At 34.1% G+C, this 17,870-nt stretch carries 13 protein-coding genes; 8 read left to right on the forward strand and 5 right to left on the reverse strand.

The features are described 5' to 3' along the window. The 4 genes from A9G32_RS00950 to cspE form a co-directional block, all read left to right on the forward strand. Positions 1-597: IS3 family transposase (locus A9G32_RS00950; protein WP_065640627.1), on the forward strand; the 597-nt coding region annotated here is incomplete at its 5' end. A gap of 584 nt (positions 598-1,181) precedes the next feature. Continuing rightward, positions 1,182-2,783 carry a hypothetical protein gene (locus tag A9G32_RS00955; protein WP_065589952.1) on the forward strand — a complete coding sequence of 534 codons (1,602 nt, stop codon included), beginning with the start codon at positions 1,182-1,184 and terminating at the stop codon, positions 2,781-2,783. Between the two features lie 341 nt (positions 2,784-3,124). After that, positions 3,125-3,934 (forward strand): pyrroline-5-carboxylate reductase, encoded by an 810-nt coding sequence (gene proC, locus A9G32_RS00960; RefSeq protein WP_065589951.1) that lies wholly within the window; start codon positions 3,125-3,127, stop codon positions 3,932-3,934. Positions 3,935-4,237: 303 nt separating this feature from the next. Then, positions 4,238-4,447 (forward strand): transcription antiterminator/RNA stability regulator CspE, encoded by a 210-nt coding sequence (gene cspE / locus A9G32_RS00965; protein WP_065589950.1) that lies wholly within the window; start codon positions 4,238-4,240, stop codon positions 4,445-4,447. A 426-nt stretch (positions 4,448-4,873) separates the two neighbouring features. Here cspE and A9G32_RS00970 read toward each other — a convergent pair whose 3' ends face one another. From A9G32_RS00970 to A9G32_RS00980, 3 genes are all read right to left on the reverse strand, one after another. Further along, positions 4,874-5,395, reverse strand: coding sequence for a thermonuclease family protein (locus A9G32_RS00970; protein WP_255307051.1), 522 nt, complete (start codon positions 5,393-5,395; stop codon positions 4,874-4,876). Between the two features lie 97 nt (positions 5,396-5,492). After that, complete coding sequence (fabA, locus tag A9G32_RS00975) at positions 5,493-6,014, reverse strand: bifunctional 3-hydroxydecanoyl-ACP dehydratase/trans-2-decenoyl-ACP isomerase (RefSeq protein ID WP_034909831.1); 522 nt, start codon at positions 6,012-6,014, stop codon at positions 5,493-5,495. 117 nt (positions 6,015-6,131) lie between these two features. Next, a complete protein-coding gene (locus tag A9G32_RS00980; RefSeq protein ID WP_141672713.1) occupies positions 6,132-7,904 on the reverse strand; it encodes an AAA family ATPase in 1,773 nt (590 codons plus the stop codon). Positions 7,905-8,093: 189 nt separating this feature from the next. Between A9G32_RS00980 and A9G32_RS00985 the strand changes: the two genes are divergently transcribed. After that, the gene (locus A9G32_RS00985) at positions 8,094-9,866 is read left to right on the forward strand and encodes a DUF3413 domain-containing protein (protein WP_065589949.1); all 1,773 of its coding nucleotides are present in this window, start codon (positions 8,094-8,096) and stop codon (positions 9,864-9,866) included. Positions 9,867-9,903: 37 nt separating this feature from the next. Here A9G32_RS00985 and lipA read toward each other — a convergent pair whose 3' ends face one another. Beyond that, entirely contained in the window at positions 9,904-10,863 is a 960-nt protein-coding gene (lipA, locus tag A9G32_RS00990) for a lipoyl synthase (RefSeq protein ID WP_065589948.1), read from the reverse strand. Between the two features lie 10 nt (positions 10,864-10,873). After that, positions 10,874-11,494, reverse strand: a complete 621-nt coding sequence (gene lipB / locus A9G32_RS00995) for a lipoyl(octanoyl) transferase LipB (protein ID WP_065589947.1) — start codon at positions 11,492-11,494, stop codon at positions 10,874-10,876. A 377-nt stretch (positions 11,495-11,871) separates the two neighbouring features. Here lipB and aceE point away from each other — a divergent pair, with 377 nt between their 5' ends. From aceE to lpdA, 3 genes are read left to right on the forward strand one after another with little or no spacing between them, the layout of a single operon-like run. Beyond that, the gene (gene aceE, locus A9G32_RS01000) at positions 11,872-14,538 is read left to right on the forward strand and encodes a pyruvate dehydrogenase (acetyl-transferring), homodimeric type (RefSeq protein WP_065589946.1); all 2,667 of its coding nucleotides are present in this window, start codon (positions 11,872-11,874) and stop codon (positions 14,536-14,538) included. A 12-nt stretch (positions 14,539-14,550) separates the two neighbouring features. After that, on the forward strand, positions 14,551-16,146 hold the full coding sequence (aceF, locus tag A9G32_RS01005) for a pyruvate dehydrogenase complex dihydrolipoyllysine-residue acetyltransferase (RefSeq protein WP_065589945.1): 1,596 nt from the start codon (positions 14,551-14,553) through the stop codon (positions 16,144-16,146). A 16-nt stretch (positions 16,147-16,162) separates the two neighbouring features. Then, positions 16,163-17,587: a dihydrolipoyl dehydrogenase gene (lpdA, locus tag A9G32_RS01010; RefSeq protein WP_065560236.1), complete on the forward strand. Its 1,425-nt coding sequence runs from the start codon at positions 16,163-16,165 to the stop codon at positions 17,585-17,587. The last annotated feature ends 283 nt before the right edge of the window (positions 17,588-17,870 follow it).

Consider the following 17,870-nt stretch of genomic DNA (forward strand, 5'->3'; position numbering starts at 1 on the left):
TTATTGCTGGTATCAAAATACACCGTTAAACGTTATCAATCTCACACTACGGAAGTGAATGAAACCGCCACAGAAAACCACCTGCAACGACAATTTGATGTAGGTGATAAAAAACAAATTGTTGTTGCGGATTTAACCTATATTCAAGTTAAGCAACGTTGGAACTATTTATGTGTTTTAGTGAACTTATCCGATAGGCAAATTGTCGGTTATCATGTTGGTCAACATAAAACAGCAGAGCTTGTTATGTCGGCATTAAGTCAAATTAAACTGCCATTATCAAAATTGGATTTATTTCATTCAGACCGCGGTAAAGAGTTTGATAATCGGTTATTAGCGGATTGTTTTAAGACATTTAATATCACGCATTCATTAAGCAAGAAAGGGTGTCCATATGACAATGCGGTAGCGGAAGCGACATTTAAAACAATTAAAACGGAATTTGTAAAAGGCCAACGTTTCAACTCAACAGCTGAGTTACAACGCGCTTTTTCGGCTTATGCTTATTGGTATAATCATAAACGATTACATTCTTCGTTAGGCTACTTGCCTCCCGTTGAATTTAAAAAACACTTACCCCTTAATTTTTTTGTTTGAAAATGTGTTGCCATTCCAATATTTATTAAGTAATTTTAAAGGCATTACAAATCAAAAGATATGATTGAATATCAATCACTATTGAGAGTGGGCAATTATAGAAAAAGTGTTTAATGAGGAGTAGATAAAATATCTTTCTTTAGCTATGAACAATATTAACTAAAAAATGACAACTAATACTTGATGATTTGAATAAGTAAAATAATAGCTAGTAAATTAATACTAGTTATTATATTGTTGATGTACGAAAATATCCAACAAAATATTACAAACTTTTAATTCTCGATTATCAGCTTATAAATTTAACTCTATCAATATAATTCATAAATAAAAAAGTTAAATTTACAAATCTTAACAAAAAAATAAGTTTATTTACTTTAAAGCGATACGTTTTTATGTTTATAATCTAATGCATTATTTATGCTAGTTATCAACTATGTATTTCAGACCCTAAAAATAAAATATATTAAAAGTGAATTAAGAAAGAGTAATTAATAAATTATTAGTTACTAATTTGTTCATTTAATTTTATAAAGACAAAAGAAAGTGGAAAATTTTTGAAAAATGAGATAGGAAATAATACAATGAAAAAGGAACAGCACACAGCACACAGCACACAATTTGAACAACTAAAAAAAACAACTTTACATATCCGGCCGTTTTTTAAAGTTTTTATACCTTTTCTTTATTATCAAGCCTGTTTGTGCATAATATCACCCAATTCAAAGATTAAACGTTATATTTCCCAAGCAATTTGGGCATTATTTGGATTAGTGATATCGAATAATGCTATGTCAGCATTATCCGCTGTGACGGTAAAAAAGATCCATGGTACTTCCCCCTATTTAACCTTTGACGGCGGTGCGACTCATGCCGATTCAGTTAGTCCCTTATTATCAGTAACATTGCCCGGAAACAAAATTATTACTGTATCAAATGATAGCTCAAGTATGGAAAATCCATTAGTGTTAGATAAACTTTCGGCCACTTTTGCAGATATTAAGACATTAGTACCTCATGGGAATTATCCAGAGGTATTGGCAGATAAAGTTATTGATGACAATGGTTATTGGAAGGATGATGATGGAGATACACTTCATCGTGTCAATTCAAGTAAATTAAAAATAAAATGGGAAAATATAGAAGGGCAAGATATTACTGATTATGTGAAGCACCATGCCAATAGCTTACTCAATGGGTGTGATGCACCTTATAAATTGACGTTAGAAATTGGGGATATGAGTATTGAAACAGAATATGGCATACCATCTCAAGGAGGGCATTTTACGGGAGGAAGACATACCTATTTCATTTATCCGAAGGTGGATAAACCTAAGTTTTGTTACGCAAAACCAAATTTAGAGTTTGATTTTCACTCGGGTAAAATCCCTTATGATGGAGCGATTTCATCTATTAACGCAGGTAATGGTGAGTGGAATAAGCATAGGGGATTTTATGCTTATAATCCAGCGAATCCTGGGGCAAACTTTCCAACCACAGGCTCTCATAATTTATTTTTTTACTTGAGTGTTGCAGGAATGAAAGCACAAGAATTTATTAATACGAATGGTGATACAATTTCCAAAGGAGGAGTAACACTCAAATTACATAGGGAAAATAGTTCTCCTACTGGTTTAGTCAAAATTACCTTAACTGGCCCAAGTTTAGAAAATCCCGGGGCTTTTACACCTTCGACATTTTATTGGCGAGATGAAAGTAATCAACCATTATATAGTTTTAAGCTTGAGCGTTGGTATGTAGCTAAAAAAGGTGGTGGTGCTGGTGGGTATCAAAATGCAGTAGCATTTTGTAATAATTTTAATGGTGGTGGGTATCGAATAATAAAAGTACTTGATTTTACTAATGGAAGGGCTAGTAAAGTCAACTGGCAAATAGGTATAGTTGAACCGTTTTATCTGAGAAAAATTAGTTATAAAACAAATGGTTATTGGATGGGGGGATTACTTAGTGAATGGGGTCGTATGACACAGCTTTACTATAAAGACAGTGATTGGGAATATTTTCGTGTTGGCGATCCTGCTTGGGGAGATTCTAGAGCCGCTTATTGGACTTCAGATGATCAAAATCGTTGGAGATATAACTATGTTGTAGAGGCCAATACTGGTGGTATTGGTGATAGAGATCATTCGGATCAAGATTATAGAGTAGCCTGCGTTACACCTTAGTTTGCAGCTACCATCTAAAACACGTCTAATCATGGTTATTTAGGCAAGAAAAAACTAAATTTTTTGCCAAGATAACCAATAAAATTCACATTGATGTAGACTAAGAACTAATGTGGTTGCTAATTAGTTTTTAAGCAATATGCCAGTAAATACTACTTTTCTTATTTAAAAAGTAAAATGTATAACAAATATTGAGCACACACTTTAATAGAAATTAACCTTAGATTTAAAATATTTATAAAAATAATTAACAATAAACTATATTGTTAAAAAGTGGGTTTTGTATCAAAAAATATTCTATAATTGTGAAAAAGCATTGATATTAAAAAGGTGGTAAATAAATGGAACAAAAAATTGGTTTTATTGGTTTAGGTAACATGGGGAATGCCATATTGCAAGGTATTTTGGGCAGTAATATTGTGCCGGGAACCCAAATTTATGTTTATGATCATCATCCAGAAAAAGGTCAAGTTCTTAATCAAACTTATTCAATAAATAATCTTGATTCAGCGAGAGATGTTGCTCGAGAAGCCGATATAGTTTTTGTTGCGGTTAAGCCTAATGTGATTGTTGATGTACTTGTTGATATTCAAAAAGAATTAAAGAAAAATACCATCGTTATTTCAATTGCGGCAGGTGTTACCATTAAAACAATTGCCAAATGCGTGGGTTATGAGCAAAAAATTATACGAGTTATGCCTAACACACCAGCCCTTGTTAATGCCGCTATGTGTTCAATTACCCCTAATACCGAAATTACCGATGAAGAATTGTCTATTGTTCAACAATTGTTAAATTGTATTGGTGAAACGGAAGTTGTTCCTGAAGATTTAATTGACGCAGTTATTGGTGCAAGTGGATCTTCCCCCGCTTTTGTGTTTATGTTTATTGAAGCATTAGCTGATGGTGCGGTTAAAGGCGGATTATCAAGAAAACAAGCTTACAAGTTTGCTGCCCAAGCAGTTTTGGGATCGGCAAAACTACTATTAGATACAGGTAAACATCCAGGAGAGTTAAAAGATATGGTCTGCTCACCTGCGGGTACAACCATTGAAGGTGTGCAACTACTTGAAGCTAAAGGATTTAGGTCAGCAGTTATTGATGCAGTGGAAGCAACGATAAAAAAATCTCAAATGATGGCAAAAGATTAATGTTATAAAATTCATAATGTTATATCTTTAAATTAGCGTTATGAATTATTTTTACTGATATAATAAGTAATCTTTTAAAAAGATTGCTTGCATTAGTAAACTAATTATGAGTAAATAGACCTAAGCATACGACATGCGGATTTATTTTGTAACATTTCGATATATGTAGTTTGTAGTTTACTATAGCTTAGAGATTAGTTTTCTTTAGTATATTCTTCTTAGTGTTAATAAGTAATCTAGGTTTTATGTTTTTGAATATAGTCCTTTAAGGGCTAAAGTTAATTTATTTATAGGAAGATTATTATGTCTAAGAAAACTGGTCAAGTAAAATGGTTCAACGAAAGTAAAGGTTTTGGTTTCATTTCCCCCGCTGATGGTAGCAAAGATGTATTTGTACATTTCTCTGCAATTTCTGGCGATGGATTCAAAACATTAGGTGAAGGTCAACAAGTAGAATTTTCAATTCAAGACAGCCCTCGTGGTCCTTCTGCTGCTGATGTTAGTGTAATCTAAGTCTTTTATTATCTTATCAGCATTTGCTGGTAAGATTTATATATTTCCATCCTAAAATTCTTCGCTACATCCTAGCTATTTTATAATATTCAAATTATTTTTTATAGATTATCAATGAAATGTAATAAAGGATAAAAATTAGTATTTTTATGGCGCCTTTAGGCATTTTTTCAGTAACTATGACTGATTTATCTGAAGTTTGTAAAAAGTTTTTATAAAATTGATACTTTACTCAAAACTAGCCCTGATGATTTAGCAATTAAATAACAAACTGACATAATCAAACAAAGCTTAGAATATAATAAACAATAAATTTCTGCACCACCAGTCGATAATCAAGAAGTGGACTGTAAACTAGTTATTGGTTCACATTGACATGTTGAAGCTTCACTCCCCCCTAAAAAAATAGGTATTTTATAAGGTGCCTTATTTGTTATTATGTCGAAAATCCCAAGGAGCTATTGGATGTTTATCTTTCCATAGTCCTTTTTTATTTTGTTTTGCTCTAGTCTCTAATTTTACCATCATTTTGTTATTAGCTACTCCTTTATAACGGTATGCCCAAGCATAACCTTTTTCGACCATTTTGGCATTGATATTAACTTTATTTAAAAAAATAGTACCTAAGGTTCTTTTATAGATATCTTTTTTGTTTTCTTTAACAAAAACATTTTTACCAGCAATGAGTGAAGCTAAATATTTCCGTGATACATTACCATAGGCTTGTTTACTTTCAGGCGCATCGATATCAAGCAAACGAACACGGATTTTTTGTTTTTTGATAGTTAAGATATCAACTGTATCGCCATCAATTACTTTGACAACTTTACCATTGAAATCAGCATAAACTAGTGTGTTTGATAAAAAAAATAAAATAATACAAATTAATAAATGTTTTAAACGATTCATTATAAATAAAAAAGTATAAAAATTTGTAGCATTATACATGATTATTCATGCTATAACTAAATATGGATTTAATAAAAAAGAGATGATGTCAACCTTACTTGTATTTAATAAGGCTGACAGAATGAGTAGCTTTAAATTAAAAAGCGTTGGTATCTTGGAATAGACCTACTTTTAAATCAGATGCTTGATAAATAAGCTTACCATCAACAAAAACTTCACCATCACCGATACCCATAATTAATTTGCGATTAATAACACGTTTGAAATGGATTTTATAGGTTACTTTTTTATTAGTTGGTAGCACTTGGCCAGTAAATTTTACCTCACCAACACCTAAAGCGCGGCCTTTCCCTTTACCACCAATCCAACCTAAATAAAATCCAACTAATTGCCACATAGCATCAAGTCCTAGGCAACCAGGCATAACTGGATCGTTTTTAAAATGACATTTAAAAAACCATAAATCGGGATTAATATCAAGTTCAGCTTCAACAAAACCTTTGCCAAAGTTGCCACCGTTTTCATTCATTTCGATAATACGATCCATCATTAACATTAAATCAGATGGTAATGGTGGTCCATCATGACCAAATAATTCATTATTGCCTGATTTAATTAAATCAGCTTTATCGTACGATGATTTACGTTCAAATGTCATAAAAAAACCTTTTATTTAATGTAAATTAAAACATGTTTTGAAAAATTGAAAGTTAACTAACTCTCTTTTTCTATTTCGTAATTAATAAAATTTTGAACCAAAGTTTATTTGGTATTATTACTTTTTGCAATATTTTTGCCATCTACTTAGCCAACTATCTTGTTTTTTGTCCTGCAACAATACTGCTTGCATACGTGCATGAATCAATTGGTAAAGATTAATGCTATCTTTATCTTTATAAGGAATACCTGTTAGTAGGTAAAGCGCATCAGCAACATGTTCAACAGACCATATTGAAAACTTTCCTTGATCGATTGCTTCAATAACATCATCATTTAAACTTAAATGGCGTTGATTAGTGGCTGGAATAATTACGCCTTGTTGTCCAGTTAAACCTTGTTGTTTACAAACAGCAAAAAATCCATCAATTTTTTCGTTCACTCCACCAATTGATTGGACATGACCAAATTGATCTACTGAACCAGTAACAGCCAATTGTTGATCAATAGGTTGTTGTGATAAAGCGCTAATGATTGCACAAAGCCCTGCAAGTGAAGCGCTGTCACCATCAATTTCACTGTAAGATTGTTCAAACACTAAAGAAGTTGAAAAAGGTAATTGATGATTGATAGCAAATTCAGACATAATAAATGCCTGCATTATCATCATTCCTTTTGAGTGAATATTACCAGCTAATTCTGTTTTGCGTTCTATATCAATTATCTCTCCATCACCAAAATGAATAAGACAACTTAGACGAGTGGGTTCACCAATCGCTTTTGGATATCCAGGGTATTCAATTACTGATAAGCCGTTTATTTGTCCAACAACTTGCTCTTTAGTATTAATCATTATTTGATTACTAAATATCTCCTCATGTAGCCTTTCTTGCAAATAATTTTCATGCCATGATTTTTGCTTTATAGCAGAAGTGATGGCTGATTCATCGATTACATTATTTTGCATAAAGTGTGTAGCATTAACTAATAGCGAATTAATCCAATCTACTGAAAGAGGGAGGTAATGTTGATCACCAGTATAGCGCGTTGCTTCTTTGTAAATTTTTGCAAAAGCTAAGGTATCAATATTGGGTAATTGTTGTTTGTTCGCAATAAAATTTAAATAATTAATCCATTGTTCGATTTGTTCTGGTGATTTGACCTGCAATTCATTTTCAAATTCAGTATAAATAGAAGTTGAATAAAATTCAGGTTCAAAATCTTGTAATTCTGCTAAACTTAATCTATCTCCAACTAAAATGATTCGTAAATCAAGTGGCATAGGAGGAATAGACAAAGGTAAAGGATGAGATTCGTCAGCTGAAACCCATTCAAACTCTTGCTTTATTACCATTTGTTTTAGTTTAGACCATAACAATGGTTGGCTAAGTAGTGAGCGAAGGCCTAAAATTAAAATGCCGCCATTAGCACGATGAACAAGTCCAGCTTGTAATTTTATAGGGCTATTTTCAGGTTGTCTAACACAACCAAATAGTTTTTCACTATCAACAGAAGATGCAAATAAACAATTGTCTTGGGCTGCAAAATTATCTTGTTTGCTCTTTGCATTGGCCAGCGTAATTTTACTTTCGCTAAAAAAATAACTATAGCCTAATGAAGGTGAAGATAAATCAGATTTAATGGCTTGTCTTAGTAAATCAAAAAAAAGCTCGCTTTCAGGTGCTTTAAGCAACATAAAGCGGGGGCTATAACATACTCTTTTGGGTGGGCATAACAGTGCTAAGGCAGAGGCCACACGTGGTTGCCACATGAGTAAATGTTCTGATTTTTCTGATGCTAATGATATTGAATTATTAGTTTTGTTTCTAAGTTCAGAAATATAGGATAAATCAGGCTGGATCTGTTTTGCGTTGAGTTGTTTAATTGCCAAAGTTTTTATCTTTTTGTTAACTTATTTCATTTTGAAATTATAACAAGTATCCGATGTATCGCCAACAGATTACCAAAATCTTTATGGTAGCAAATAAAAAATTTACAGAAAGATTTTTTAAAATCAGGTAAACTAAAACATAATTTATTGTTTATTTATCTTAATAACCACCATTAGCAACGACTTAATATGCTCAAAATCAAAAATACTTACTTCAAAGACTATCGTGCCTCACAAATTGTTAGTTGGGGGCATTGGTTTACGTTGTTTAATATTTTTGTTGTAATTTTACTAGGTAGTCAATATTTATTTATTGCAGATTGGCCTCGTACTTTTATGGGGCGATTTTATGCAATTATTAGTGCAATCGGACATTTCAGCTATTTGACCTTTATTGCTTATTTAATTCTGCTTTTTCCGTTAAGTTTTTTCATTCATTCATCTCGATGGCAAAGGATAATTGCAACGGTTTTTGCAACAGTAGGTCTTTCATTACTAATTATTGATATTGAAGTTTTTTCGCATTTTAGAATGCACCTTAATTTGTCTATTTGGCAATTATTTTCATCGCAAAAAGTCACTTATTTAAGTACGGTATTTATTGCTATTCCATTTATTTTGTTGATTGAAATTTTATTTTCGGTATGGAGCTGGAAAAAATTACGTAGCTTAAGTAAACGTAAACGCTATGCAAAGCCTGTAGTAATTCTTTTTATTCTTTGTTTTGTTTCCTCACATTTGATTCATATTTGGGCTGATGCTAATTTTTATCGACCAATTACTATGCAGCGTTCAAGCCTACCACTTTCTTATCCTTTAACTGCTCGCCATTTTCTTGAACGTTATGGCTTTATTAAAGAAAATGATTATCGTGATCGTGTTGCTCAAGAAGGGAATCCTTTTGCGATGGCAATTGAATATCCGTTGGGAAATATTGTTTATAATCAAAAGCCAATAAAAAATAATGTGTTAATGATTGTTATTGAAGGGTGGAATACTAATTTATTAACTCAACATATGCCGTGGTTAAATGAATTTTCTCAAGATAATATTTTCTTTGCTAATCATTATGGTGCAAGTAATCAGTCCTATTTAAATGACTTTTCATTGTTTTATGGATTAGATCCTAACTACTATAATAGTATCCTTGTTGGACATAAACCGTCTGTATTGCTTGATGTCGTTACAAAACAGCACTACAACTTAGGTCTATTTTCGGAAGATGGTTTTGCTGAGCCTTTATATCGTTCAGCTTTGTTATCTAATTTTTCAATACCACAACCTAAAAAACAATCTAATAAACAAATAACAGAAAACTGGAGGACTTGGCATGAAGAACAAAATAGCCTTGCTAATCATGCACCTTTGTTTTCTATAATCCAATATTCATTGGGTAATAAAAATAAAAAAATTACAATATCAGATCTTCAATCAGAAGCTAAAAGGCTAGATCAATACATTGAATCATTAATTGCCTATTTAAAATTATCTAATGCCTATGATGATACAATTATTGTTATTACTGGTTCGAATGATATTAAAATTGACGAGGTGAAAAAAGTAGCGTTACGCAATGCAGGAAGCGACTTTAACAGAGAATCATTAAAAGTACCATTGATTATATCATGGCCGAATAAAGGAAGTGCTCAAATAACAGAAGCAACTTCGCAAACTGATATTATGCTTACATTAATGCAAGACGCATTTTATGTTACTACGCCACCTCAACAATACAGTCAAGGTAAAAACCTATTTACTCAAAAGCCTAGACAATGGCTAGTTGCTGGTGATGAAAATACTATAGCAGCACTTTATGATGATAAAACGGTTGTTTTAGATGCTTTTGGTCGTTCTAAAATTTATGATATTAATGGTAAATTGCAAAAAGAAGAAAAAATTAGCTTACCCATCTTTTTGCAAATCGTTACTGAAAATCGCCGTTTTATGGTTGTGGATAATTGATTTAGCTTTTGAGTAGAATTATAAAAAGGGGTGAAGATTACTTCACCTCTTTGCCCATTGCTTGTAAATCAGCATGATAAGATGAACGTACAAATGGTCCACAAGCTGCATGTGTGAATCCCATGTCTAATGCCGTTTGCTTTAATTCTTCAAATTCTTGTGGTGAAACATAACGTTCAACGGGTAAATGATATTTACTTGGTTGTAAATATTGACCAAGCGTCAACATAGTAACACCATGGCTGCGTAAATCTTTTAACACTTGAATTAATTCTTGATTTGTTTCGCCAAGTCCTACCATTAAGCCAGATTTTGTAGGAATTTCAGGATGTCGTTCTTTAAATGCTGCCAGTAATTTAAGTGATCCTTCATAGTTAGCGCCAGGTCGAATCCTTTTATATAAGCGAGGTATATTTTCTAAATTATGATTAAATACATCGGGAGGATTATCACTTAAGACATCAATTGCTTCATCAATACAACCACGAAAATCAGGAGTTAATGTTTCAACCTTTATATTTGGGTTTAATTCTCTGATTTCTCGAGTACAATTAGCAAAATGGCTAGCTCCACCATCTTTTAAATCATCCCTATCAACCGAGGTAATAACAACATATCGTAATTTCATTTCTTGAATGGTTTGCGCTAGCTTAATGGGTTCTTTACTATCTGGTGGTAATGGTCTACCATGAGCTACATCACAAAATGGGCAACGGCGGGTACAAATATCACCCAAAATCATAAAAGTAGCCGTGCCATGATTAAAACATTCAGCTAAATTAGGGCAAGATGCTTCTTCACAGACTGAATGTAATCCATGTTTGCGCATTGTGTTTTTAATATGTGCTATATTATCAGAGTGAGCAGATAATTTAATTCGCATCCATTCAGGTTTTTTTAGCGGTGCGACATCTTCTAATGTTACAGTTGGAATTAAGCGCGTCTTTTCGGCATCACGATATTTCGAACTTCTGATTATTGTTTCATTATTTTGCATAATTGGTATCTTATCTTTGAGGTAACTGCTTAATAAAATTATTAGTTAATAGTTGTTTTATCTCTTTACGGTCAATTTGAGAGACATATTCTTTTAGTTGCGTCATTTGTAATCCAGCGTAGCCACAAGGGTTAATGTTATTAAAAGGGGAAAGATCCATATCAACATTGAATGCAAGTCCATGTAAAGTGCAGCCACGACTGATATGCAAACCAAGTGAACAAATTTTCTTTTCGTTAATATATACTCCTGGTGCATCAGACTTTGCATTAGCTATAATACCATAATGGAGCAATGTTTGAATGACACTATTTTCTAAATAACTAACTACATCTCGGATACCTATCTTAAGTCTTTTTAAATCAAATAAAATATACATGATTTGTTGACCTGGAGCATGGTAAGTAATTTGACCACCGCGATCGGTCTGAATAACAGGGATATTTGTCTGATTTAATAAATGTTCTGCTTTACCAACTTTACCTTGGGTAAATACCGGTTCATGCTCGACTAACCAGATTTCATCAAGAGAATGCTCATTGCGTTGTTTGGTAAAGTCATGCATAGCTTGATAGGTATACACATATGGTTTAATTTTTAAGTCTTTGATTATGACATTATTAATGATCATAGTTTTTTCTGTTGTCTTCAAGTAATATTATCGAAATTTTTACAAGTATATAACAGATTTTGTAATAACTTGACAACTTGTAGTTATTCTAAGCATAGCTGTTAGGAATAATATTTAAATTTATTATTAAGTAAAATTTAGTTATTTATCAGATAAATACCATTTATTTTATTATTAGTATTGAAATAGTTGATTAATTTGATAGGAATTAACATTCTTTTCAAAGCGGCAGTTTGCTTTACTTTTTTTTTTAAAATGGCAGACTGATATTAATGAAGCTCCGTAATGCAGAGTTTAAGCTTTCTTTTATTACGTTTTTTAATGTAATTGAGAATAGCAAATAATGCATTTTTCTAAACAAAAAAAGAGGTTTTTATATGTCGGACATGCAAATGAATGATGTCGATCCCATTGAAACACAAGATTGGCTCAAAAGTGTTGAGTCTATTATTCGAGAAGAAGGAATCGAACGTGCACAGTATATTATTGAACAAATAGTTAATAAGGCGAGAGATGGGGGTGTTCCAGTACTTTTTGGATCTTCAACAAGTAATTATGTCAATACTATTCCAGTAGAAGAGCAACCTACTTATCCTGGCGATTGGGAAATAGAAAGACGTATTCGTTCAATTGTCCGTTGGAATGCAATTATGATGGTGTTACGAGCTTCAAAGAAAGATTTAGAGCTTGGTGGACATATGGCATCGTTCCAATCTGCAGCTACTTTTTATGAAGTCTGTTTTAACCACTTTTTCCGTGCTCGTAATGAAAAAGATGGCGGTGATTTAATTTACTTCCAAGGGCACATCTCACCAGGTATTTACTCTCGAGCCTTTATTGAAGGACGTTTAACCGAAGAGCAATTAGATAATTTCCGTCAAGAAGTTCATGGTAAAGGTTTACCATCATACCCTCATCCTAAATTGCTTCCAGAATTTTGGCAATTTCCAACAGTATCGATGGGACTTGGTCCTGTTAATGCCATTTATCAAGCACGTTTCTTAAAATATTTAGAAAATCGTGGGTTGAAAGATACTTCTGAACAAACTGTCTATGCTTTCTTAGGTGATGGTGAGATGGATGAACCAGAATCAAAAGGTGCAATTACCGTTGCAACACGAGAAAAACTAGATAATTTAGTTTTTGTTATCAACTGTAATTTACAACGTTTAGATGGTCCAGTAACGGGTAATGGCAAAATTATCAATGAACTAGAAGGTGTATTTGCTGGTGCTGGTTGGAACGTAATTAAAGTTCTTTGGGGTGACCGTTGGGATAAACTTCTCCAAAAAGATAAATCAGGTAAGTTAATTCGACTAATGAATGAAACACTTGATGGTGATTATCAAACATTAAAATCAAAAGACGGTGCTTATGTTCGCGAGCATTTCTTTGGTAAATACCCTGAAACTGCTGAATTAGTTAAAGACATGTCTGACGAAGAAATCTTTAGATTAAATCGTGGTGGTCAAGATCCTGCTAAAATGTTTGCAGCATTCCAACGAGCAAAAGAAACTAAAGATCGCCCAACTGTTATTCTTGCTCACACCATAAAAGGTTATGGTATGGGGGCTGCTGCTGAAGCAAAAAATATCGCTCACCAAGTGAAAAAAATGAATATGGATGGCGTGCGACATGTTCGCGATTTCTTCAATATTCCAGTGACAGATGAAGCACTTGAAAAATTACCATACATCAAATTTGAGGAACACACGCCAGAATACAAATACATTCATGAGCGTCGTGAAGCGTTACATGGTTATGTACCATCTAGATTAACTCATTTTTCAGGAACTGTTTCAATTCCTCCATTAAGTGAATTTGCGTCATTACTTGAAGCTCAATCGAAAGAAATATCAACCACTATAGCATTTGTCCGTGCGCTTAATATTATGCTTAAGGATAAAGAACTTGCTCCACGTTTAGTACCTATTCTAGCTGATGAAGCACGTACTTTTGGTATGGAAGGTTTATTCCGTCAAATTGGTATTTATAATCCACATGGTCAACAATATACACCACAAGATAAAGAACAAGTGGCTTATTATCGTGAAGATGAGAAAGGTCAAATTCTTCAAGAAGGAATTAATGAATGTGGTGCAACGGCTTCTTGGATTGCTGCGGCCACTTCATATAGCACAAATGATTTTCCAATGATTCCATTCTACATTTACTATTCAATGTTTGGATTCCAACGTATTGGTGATCTAATGTGGGCAGCAGGTGATCAACAAGCACGTGGATTTATGATTGGTGGAACCTCTGGTCGAACAACGCTAAATGGTGAAGGTTTACAACACCAAGATGGTCACAGTCACATTCAAGCATTAACCATCCCTAACTGTATATCATATGATCCTGCTTATGCTTATGAAGTTGCAGTAATCATGCAAGATGGTTTACGTCGCATGTATGGTGAGCAAGAAAACGTTTACTATTACATTACAACTCTCAATGAAAACTACGCACAACCAGCAATGCCAGAAGGTGCAGAAGAAGGTATTCGACGAGGTATTTATAAACTAGATACCGTTGAGGGTCAAAAAGGCAAACCGACTGTTCAGTTACTAGGTTCAGGCTCTATTTTACGCCATGTTCGTGAAGCGGCTGAAATCTTAGCTAAAAATTATGGTATTAGCTCAGAAGTTTATAGCGTAACATCATTTACTGAACTTGCTCGTGATGGTCAAGATTGTGAACGATATAATATGTTGCATCCAAGTGAAACACCAAAAGTGCCTTATGTTGCACAAATTATGAATAACAATCCAGCGGTGGTTTCAACTGATTATATGAAATTGTTTGCTGAGCAAATTCGTGGATTTGTACCTGCTGAAAGTTATCGAGTACTCGGTACTGACGGTTTCGGTCGCAGTGATAGCCGTGAAAATTTACGTCATCACTTTGAAGTCGATGCATCTTATGTTGTGGTTGCAGCATTGGGTGAACTTGCTAAACGTGGTGATATTGAAGTTAGTGTTGTTGAAGATGCGATCAAAAAATTCGAAATCAATGCCGATAAACTTAATCCACGAATTGCATAAGAGGTTATTATAATGAGTATTCAAATCAAATTACCTGATATCGGTGGTGACGAAGTAGAAGTAACCGAAATTCTGGTTAAAATAGGTGATAAAGTTGAAGCTGATCAGTCAATTATGACAGTTGAAGGTGATAAAGCATCAATGGAAATCCCTGCACCACAGGCTGGTATTGTTAAATCTATTTCTGTAAAAATTGGCGATAAAGTCAAAACAGGCGTTGACATTATGGTCTTTGATGGGCAAGGTGGCGAAACTGCCGCTCCAGCTAAAGTTACAGCACAAGAAGCACCAAAAGTTGAAGTAACACCAACTGCAACTAGCCAAATTGTAGATGTAAAAGTTCCAGATATTGGTGGTGATGAAGTCGAAGTAACGGAAATTTTGGTAAAAGTAGGTGATACTATATCTGTTGATGATTCATTAATTACCGTTGAGGGTGATAAAGCCTCAATGGAAGTACCAGCAACCATTGCTGGTACGGTTAAAAGTATCACGATAAAAGTGGGTGATAAAGTGAAAACAGGTTCCAAAATCATGGAATTTGAAACCACATCTAGTGCAGCTCCAGTTACTCAAGCAGCTCCAGCAGCTTCAGCGCCTGTTGCTGAAAAAGCAGCACCTGAGCCAACGCCAGCACCAGTTGCTGCAAAATCAGCGCCTGCTTCATCAAGCAATGAGTTTGTTGAAAACGATGCTTATGCTCATGCAACACCATCTGTACGTCGTTTAGCACGTGAATTTGGGGTAAATTTAGCAAAAGTTACTGCTACAGGTCCTAAAAACCGTATTTTACGTGAAGACATTCAAACTTACGTAAAAAATGCTGTTAAACAAATTGAAAGTGGCGCTACAGGTGGTGCATTACCTGGTCTATTACCATGGCCTAAAGTTGATTTTAGCAAATTTGGTGAAGTTGAAAGTCTACCATTAACTAAAATTCAAAAAGTATCAGGTGCAAATTTACACCGTAACTGGGTAATGATTCCGCATGTGACAGAATTTGATGAAACAGATATTACTGATTTAGAAGCATTCCGTAAGCAACAAAATGCAGAAGCAGATAAGAAAAAACTTGATCTTAAGATCACGCCACTTGTGTTTATCATGAAAGCGGTAGCAAGTGCATTAACAGCGTATCCACGCTTTAATAGCTCATTATCTGAAGATGCCCAAACCTTAATTATCAAAAAATACATTAATATTGGCGTTGCTGTCGATACACCAAATGGTCTTGTAGTACCAGTATTTAAAGATGTTGATAAAAAGGGTATTGTTGAACTTTCTCGTGAGCTTGCGGCAATTTCTAAAAAGGCACGTGAAGGTAAATTGACAGGTAGCGATATGCAAGGTGGATGTTTCACTATTTCTAGCCTTGGTGGCATTGGTACAACCTCGTTTACACCAATTGTTAATGCGCCAGAAGTTGGTATTTTAGGTGTATCTCGCTCTAGCATGAAACCAGTTTGGAATGGCAAAGAGTTTACACCACGGCTAATGTTGCCATTATCATTATCATTCGATCACCGAGTTATTGATGGTGCTGATGGTGCACGCTTCTTAAGCCATATTGTCAACGTCTTATCCGACTTACGTCGTTTAGTGATGTAATTAAGGAGATCAAATTATGAGTCAAGATGTTAAAACACAAGTTGTGGTTTTAGGAGCAGGACCAGCGGGTTATTCCGCTGCGTTCCGTGCTGCCGACCTTGGACTAGAAGTTACCCTTGTTGAACGTTATTCAACACTTGGTGGTGTTTGTTTAAATGTAGGCTGTATTCCATCAAAAGCATTACTTCATGTTGCTAAAGTAATGGATGAAGCAAAATCATTAACCGAACATGGTATCCATTTTGGTACACCTAGACTTGAATTAGACAAAGTGCGTGGCTGGAAAGAAAAAGTTATTAGTCAACTGACTAATGGACTAGCTGGTATGGCCAAAATGCGCAAAGTCAATGTGATTCAAGGTGAAGCACAGTTTACTGGTAGTCATACAATGGAGGTAACTTCATCAAAAGGAATCACTAAGATCACCTTTGATAATGCAATTATTGCAGCGGGCTCTCGTCCAATCAAGTTGCCTTTTATTCCACATGATGATCCTCGTATTTGGGATTCTACAGATGCCTTAGCCTTAACCACCATTCCTAAAAAATTATTATTAATGGGTGGTGGAATTATAGGTCTTGAAATGGGTACTGTATACCATGCACTTGGTTCAGAAGTCGATGTAGTTGAAATGTTTGATCAAGTGATTCCGGCTGCTGATAAAGATGTAATTAAAGTCTTTACTAAGCAGATCCAAAAGAAATTCACTTTACGATTGGAAACTAAAGTTACTACCGTTGAAGCAAAACATGATGCAATTTATGTTACCATGGAAAAGAAAGACGGCAGCACCGAAACTCATACTTATGATGCGGTATTAGTGGCTATTGGTCGTACACCAAATGGTAAATTAATTAGTGCGGAAAAAGCAGGCGTTAATGTTACTGACCGTGGATTTATCGAAGTCGATAAACAGATGCGTACCAATGTTCCGCATATCTATGCAATTGGAGATATTGTTGGTCAACCAATGCTTGCGCACAAAGGCGTACACGAAGGTCATGTGGCAGCAGAAGTAATTGCAGGTAAAAAACACTTCTTTGATCCAAAAACCATTCCTTCTATCGCTTATACTGAACCTGAAGTTGCTTGGGTTGGTTTAACTGAAAAAGAAGCGAAAGAGAAAGGTATTGATTATGAAGTATCAATCTTCCCATGGGCAGCTTCAGGACGAGCTATTGCTTCTGATTGCTCTGAAGGGATGACAAAACTGATCTTCAATAAAGCAGATAATCGCCTATTAGGTGGTGCGGTTGTTGGTGCAAATGGTGGTGAATTACTTGGTGAAATCACCTTAGCTGTCGAAATGGGTTGTGATGCCGAAGATATCGCATTAACAATTCATGCTCACCCAACATTGCATGAATCAATTGGCTTAGCCTCTGAAATTTATGAAGGCTCAGTCACTGATTTACCAAATGCTAAGGCGAAGAAGAAATAGTAATAATAAGTCATTTATATACTTAATAAAATGCCGTTAGCTCAAACTAACGGCATTTTTATTTTTTTATAAGATAATTTTTGGCAAAAACTTTCAGGTAACTATACGTTTCAGTAAAAAATAAATAAATAAATAAATAAATTATCTATAACTATATTTTTAAATGAAAGTAATTTTATAATGAATTCATTATATTCATCAGGCTTTGATAACTGTAAAAATGTAAATTATTGTCTAGAAATGTTTTTATCTATTTTTTGCTAAAAAGTATGGTTGTTGATAG

The sequence above is a fragment of the Gilliamella sp. Gris3-2 genome (genome assembly GCF_001690345.1).
Taxonomy (GTDB): domain Bacteria; phylum Pseudomonadota; class Gammaproteobacteria; order Enterobacterales; family Orbaceae; genus Gilliamella; species Gilliamella bombi.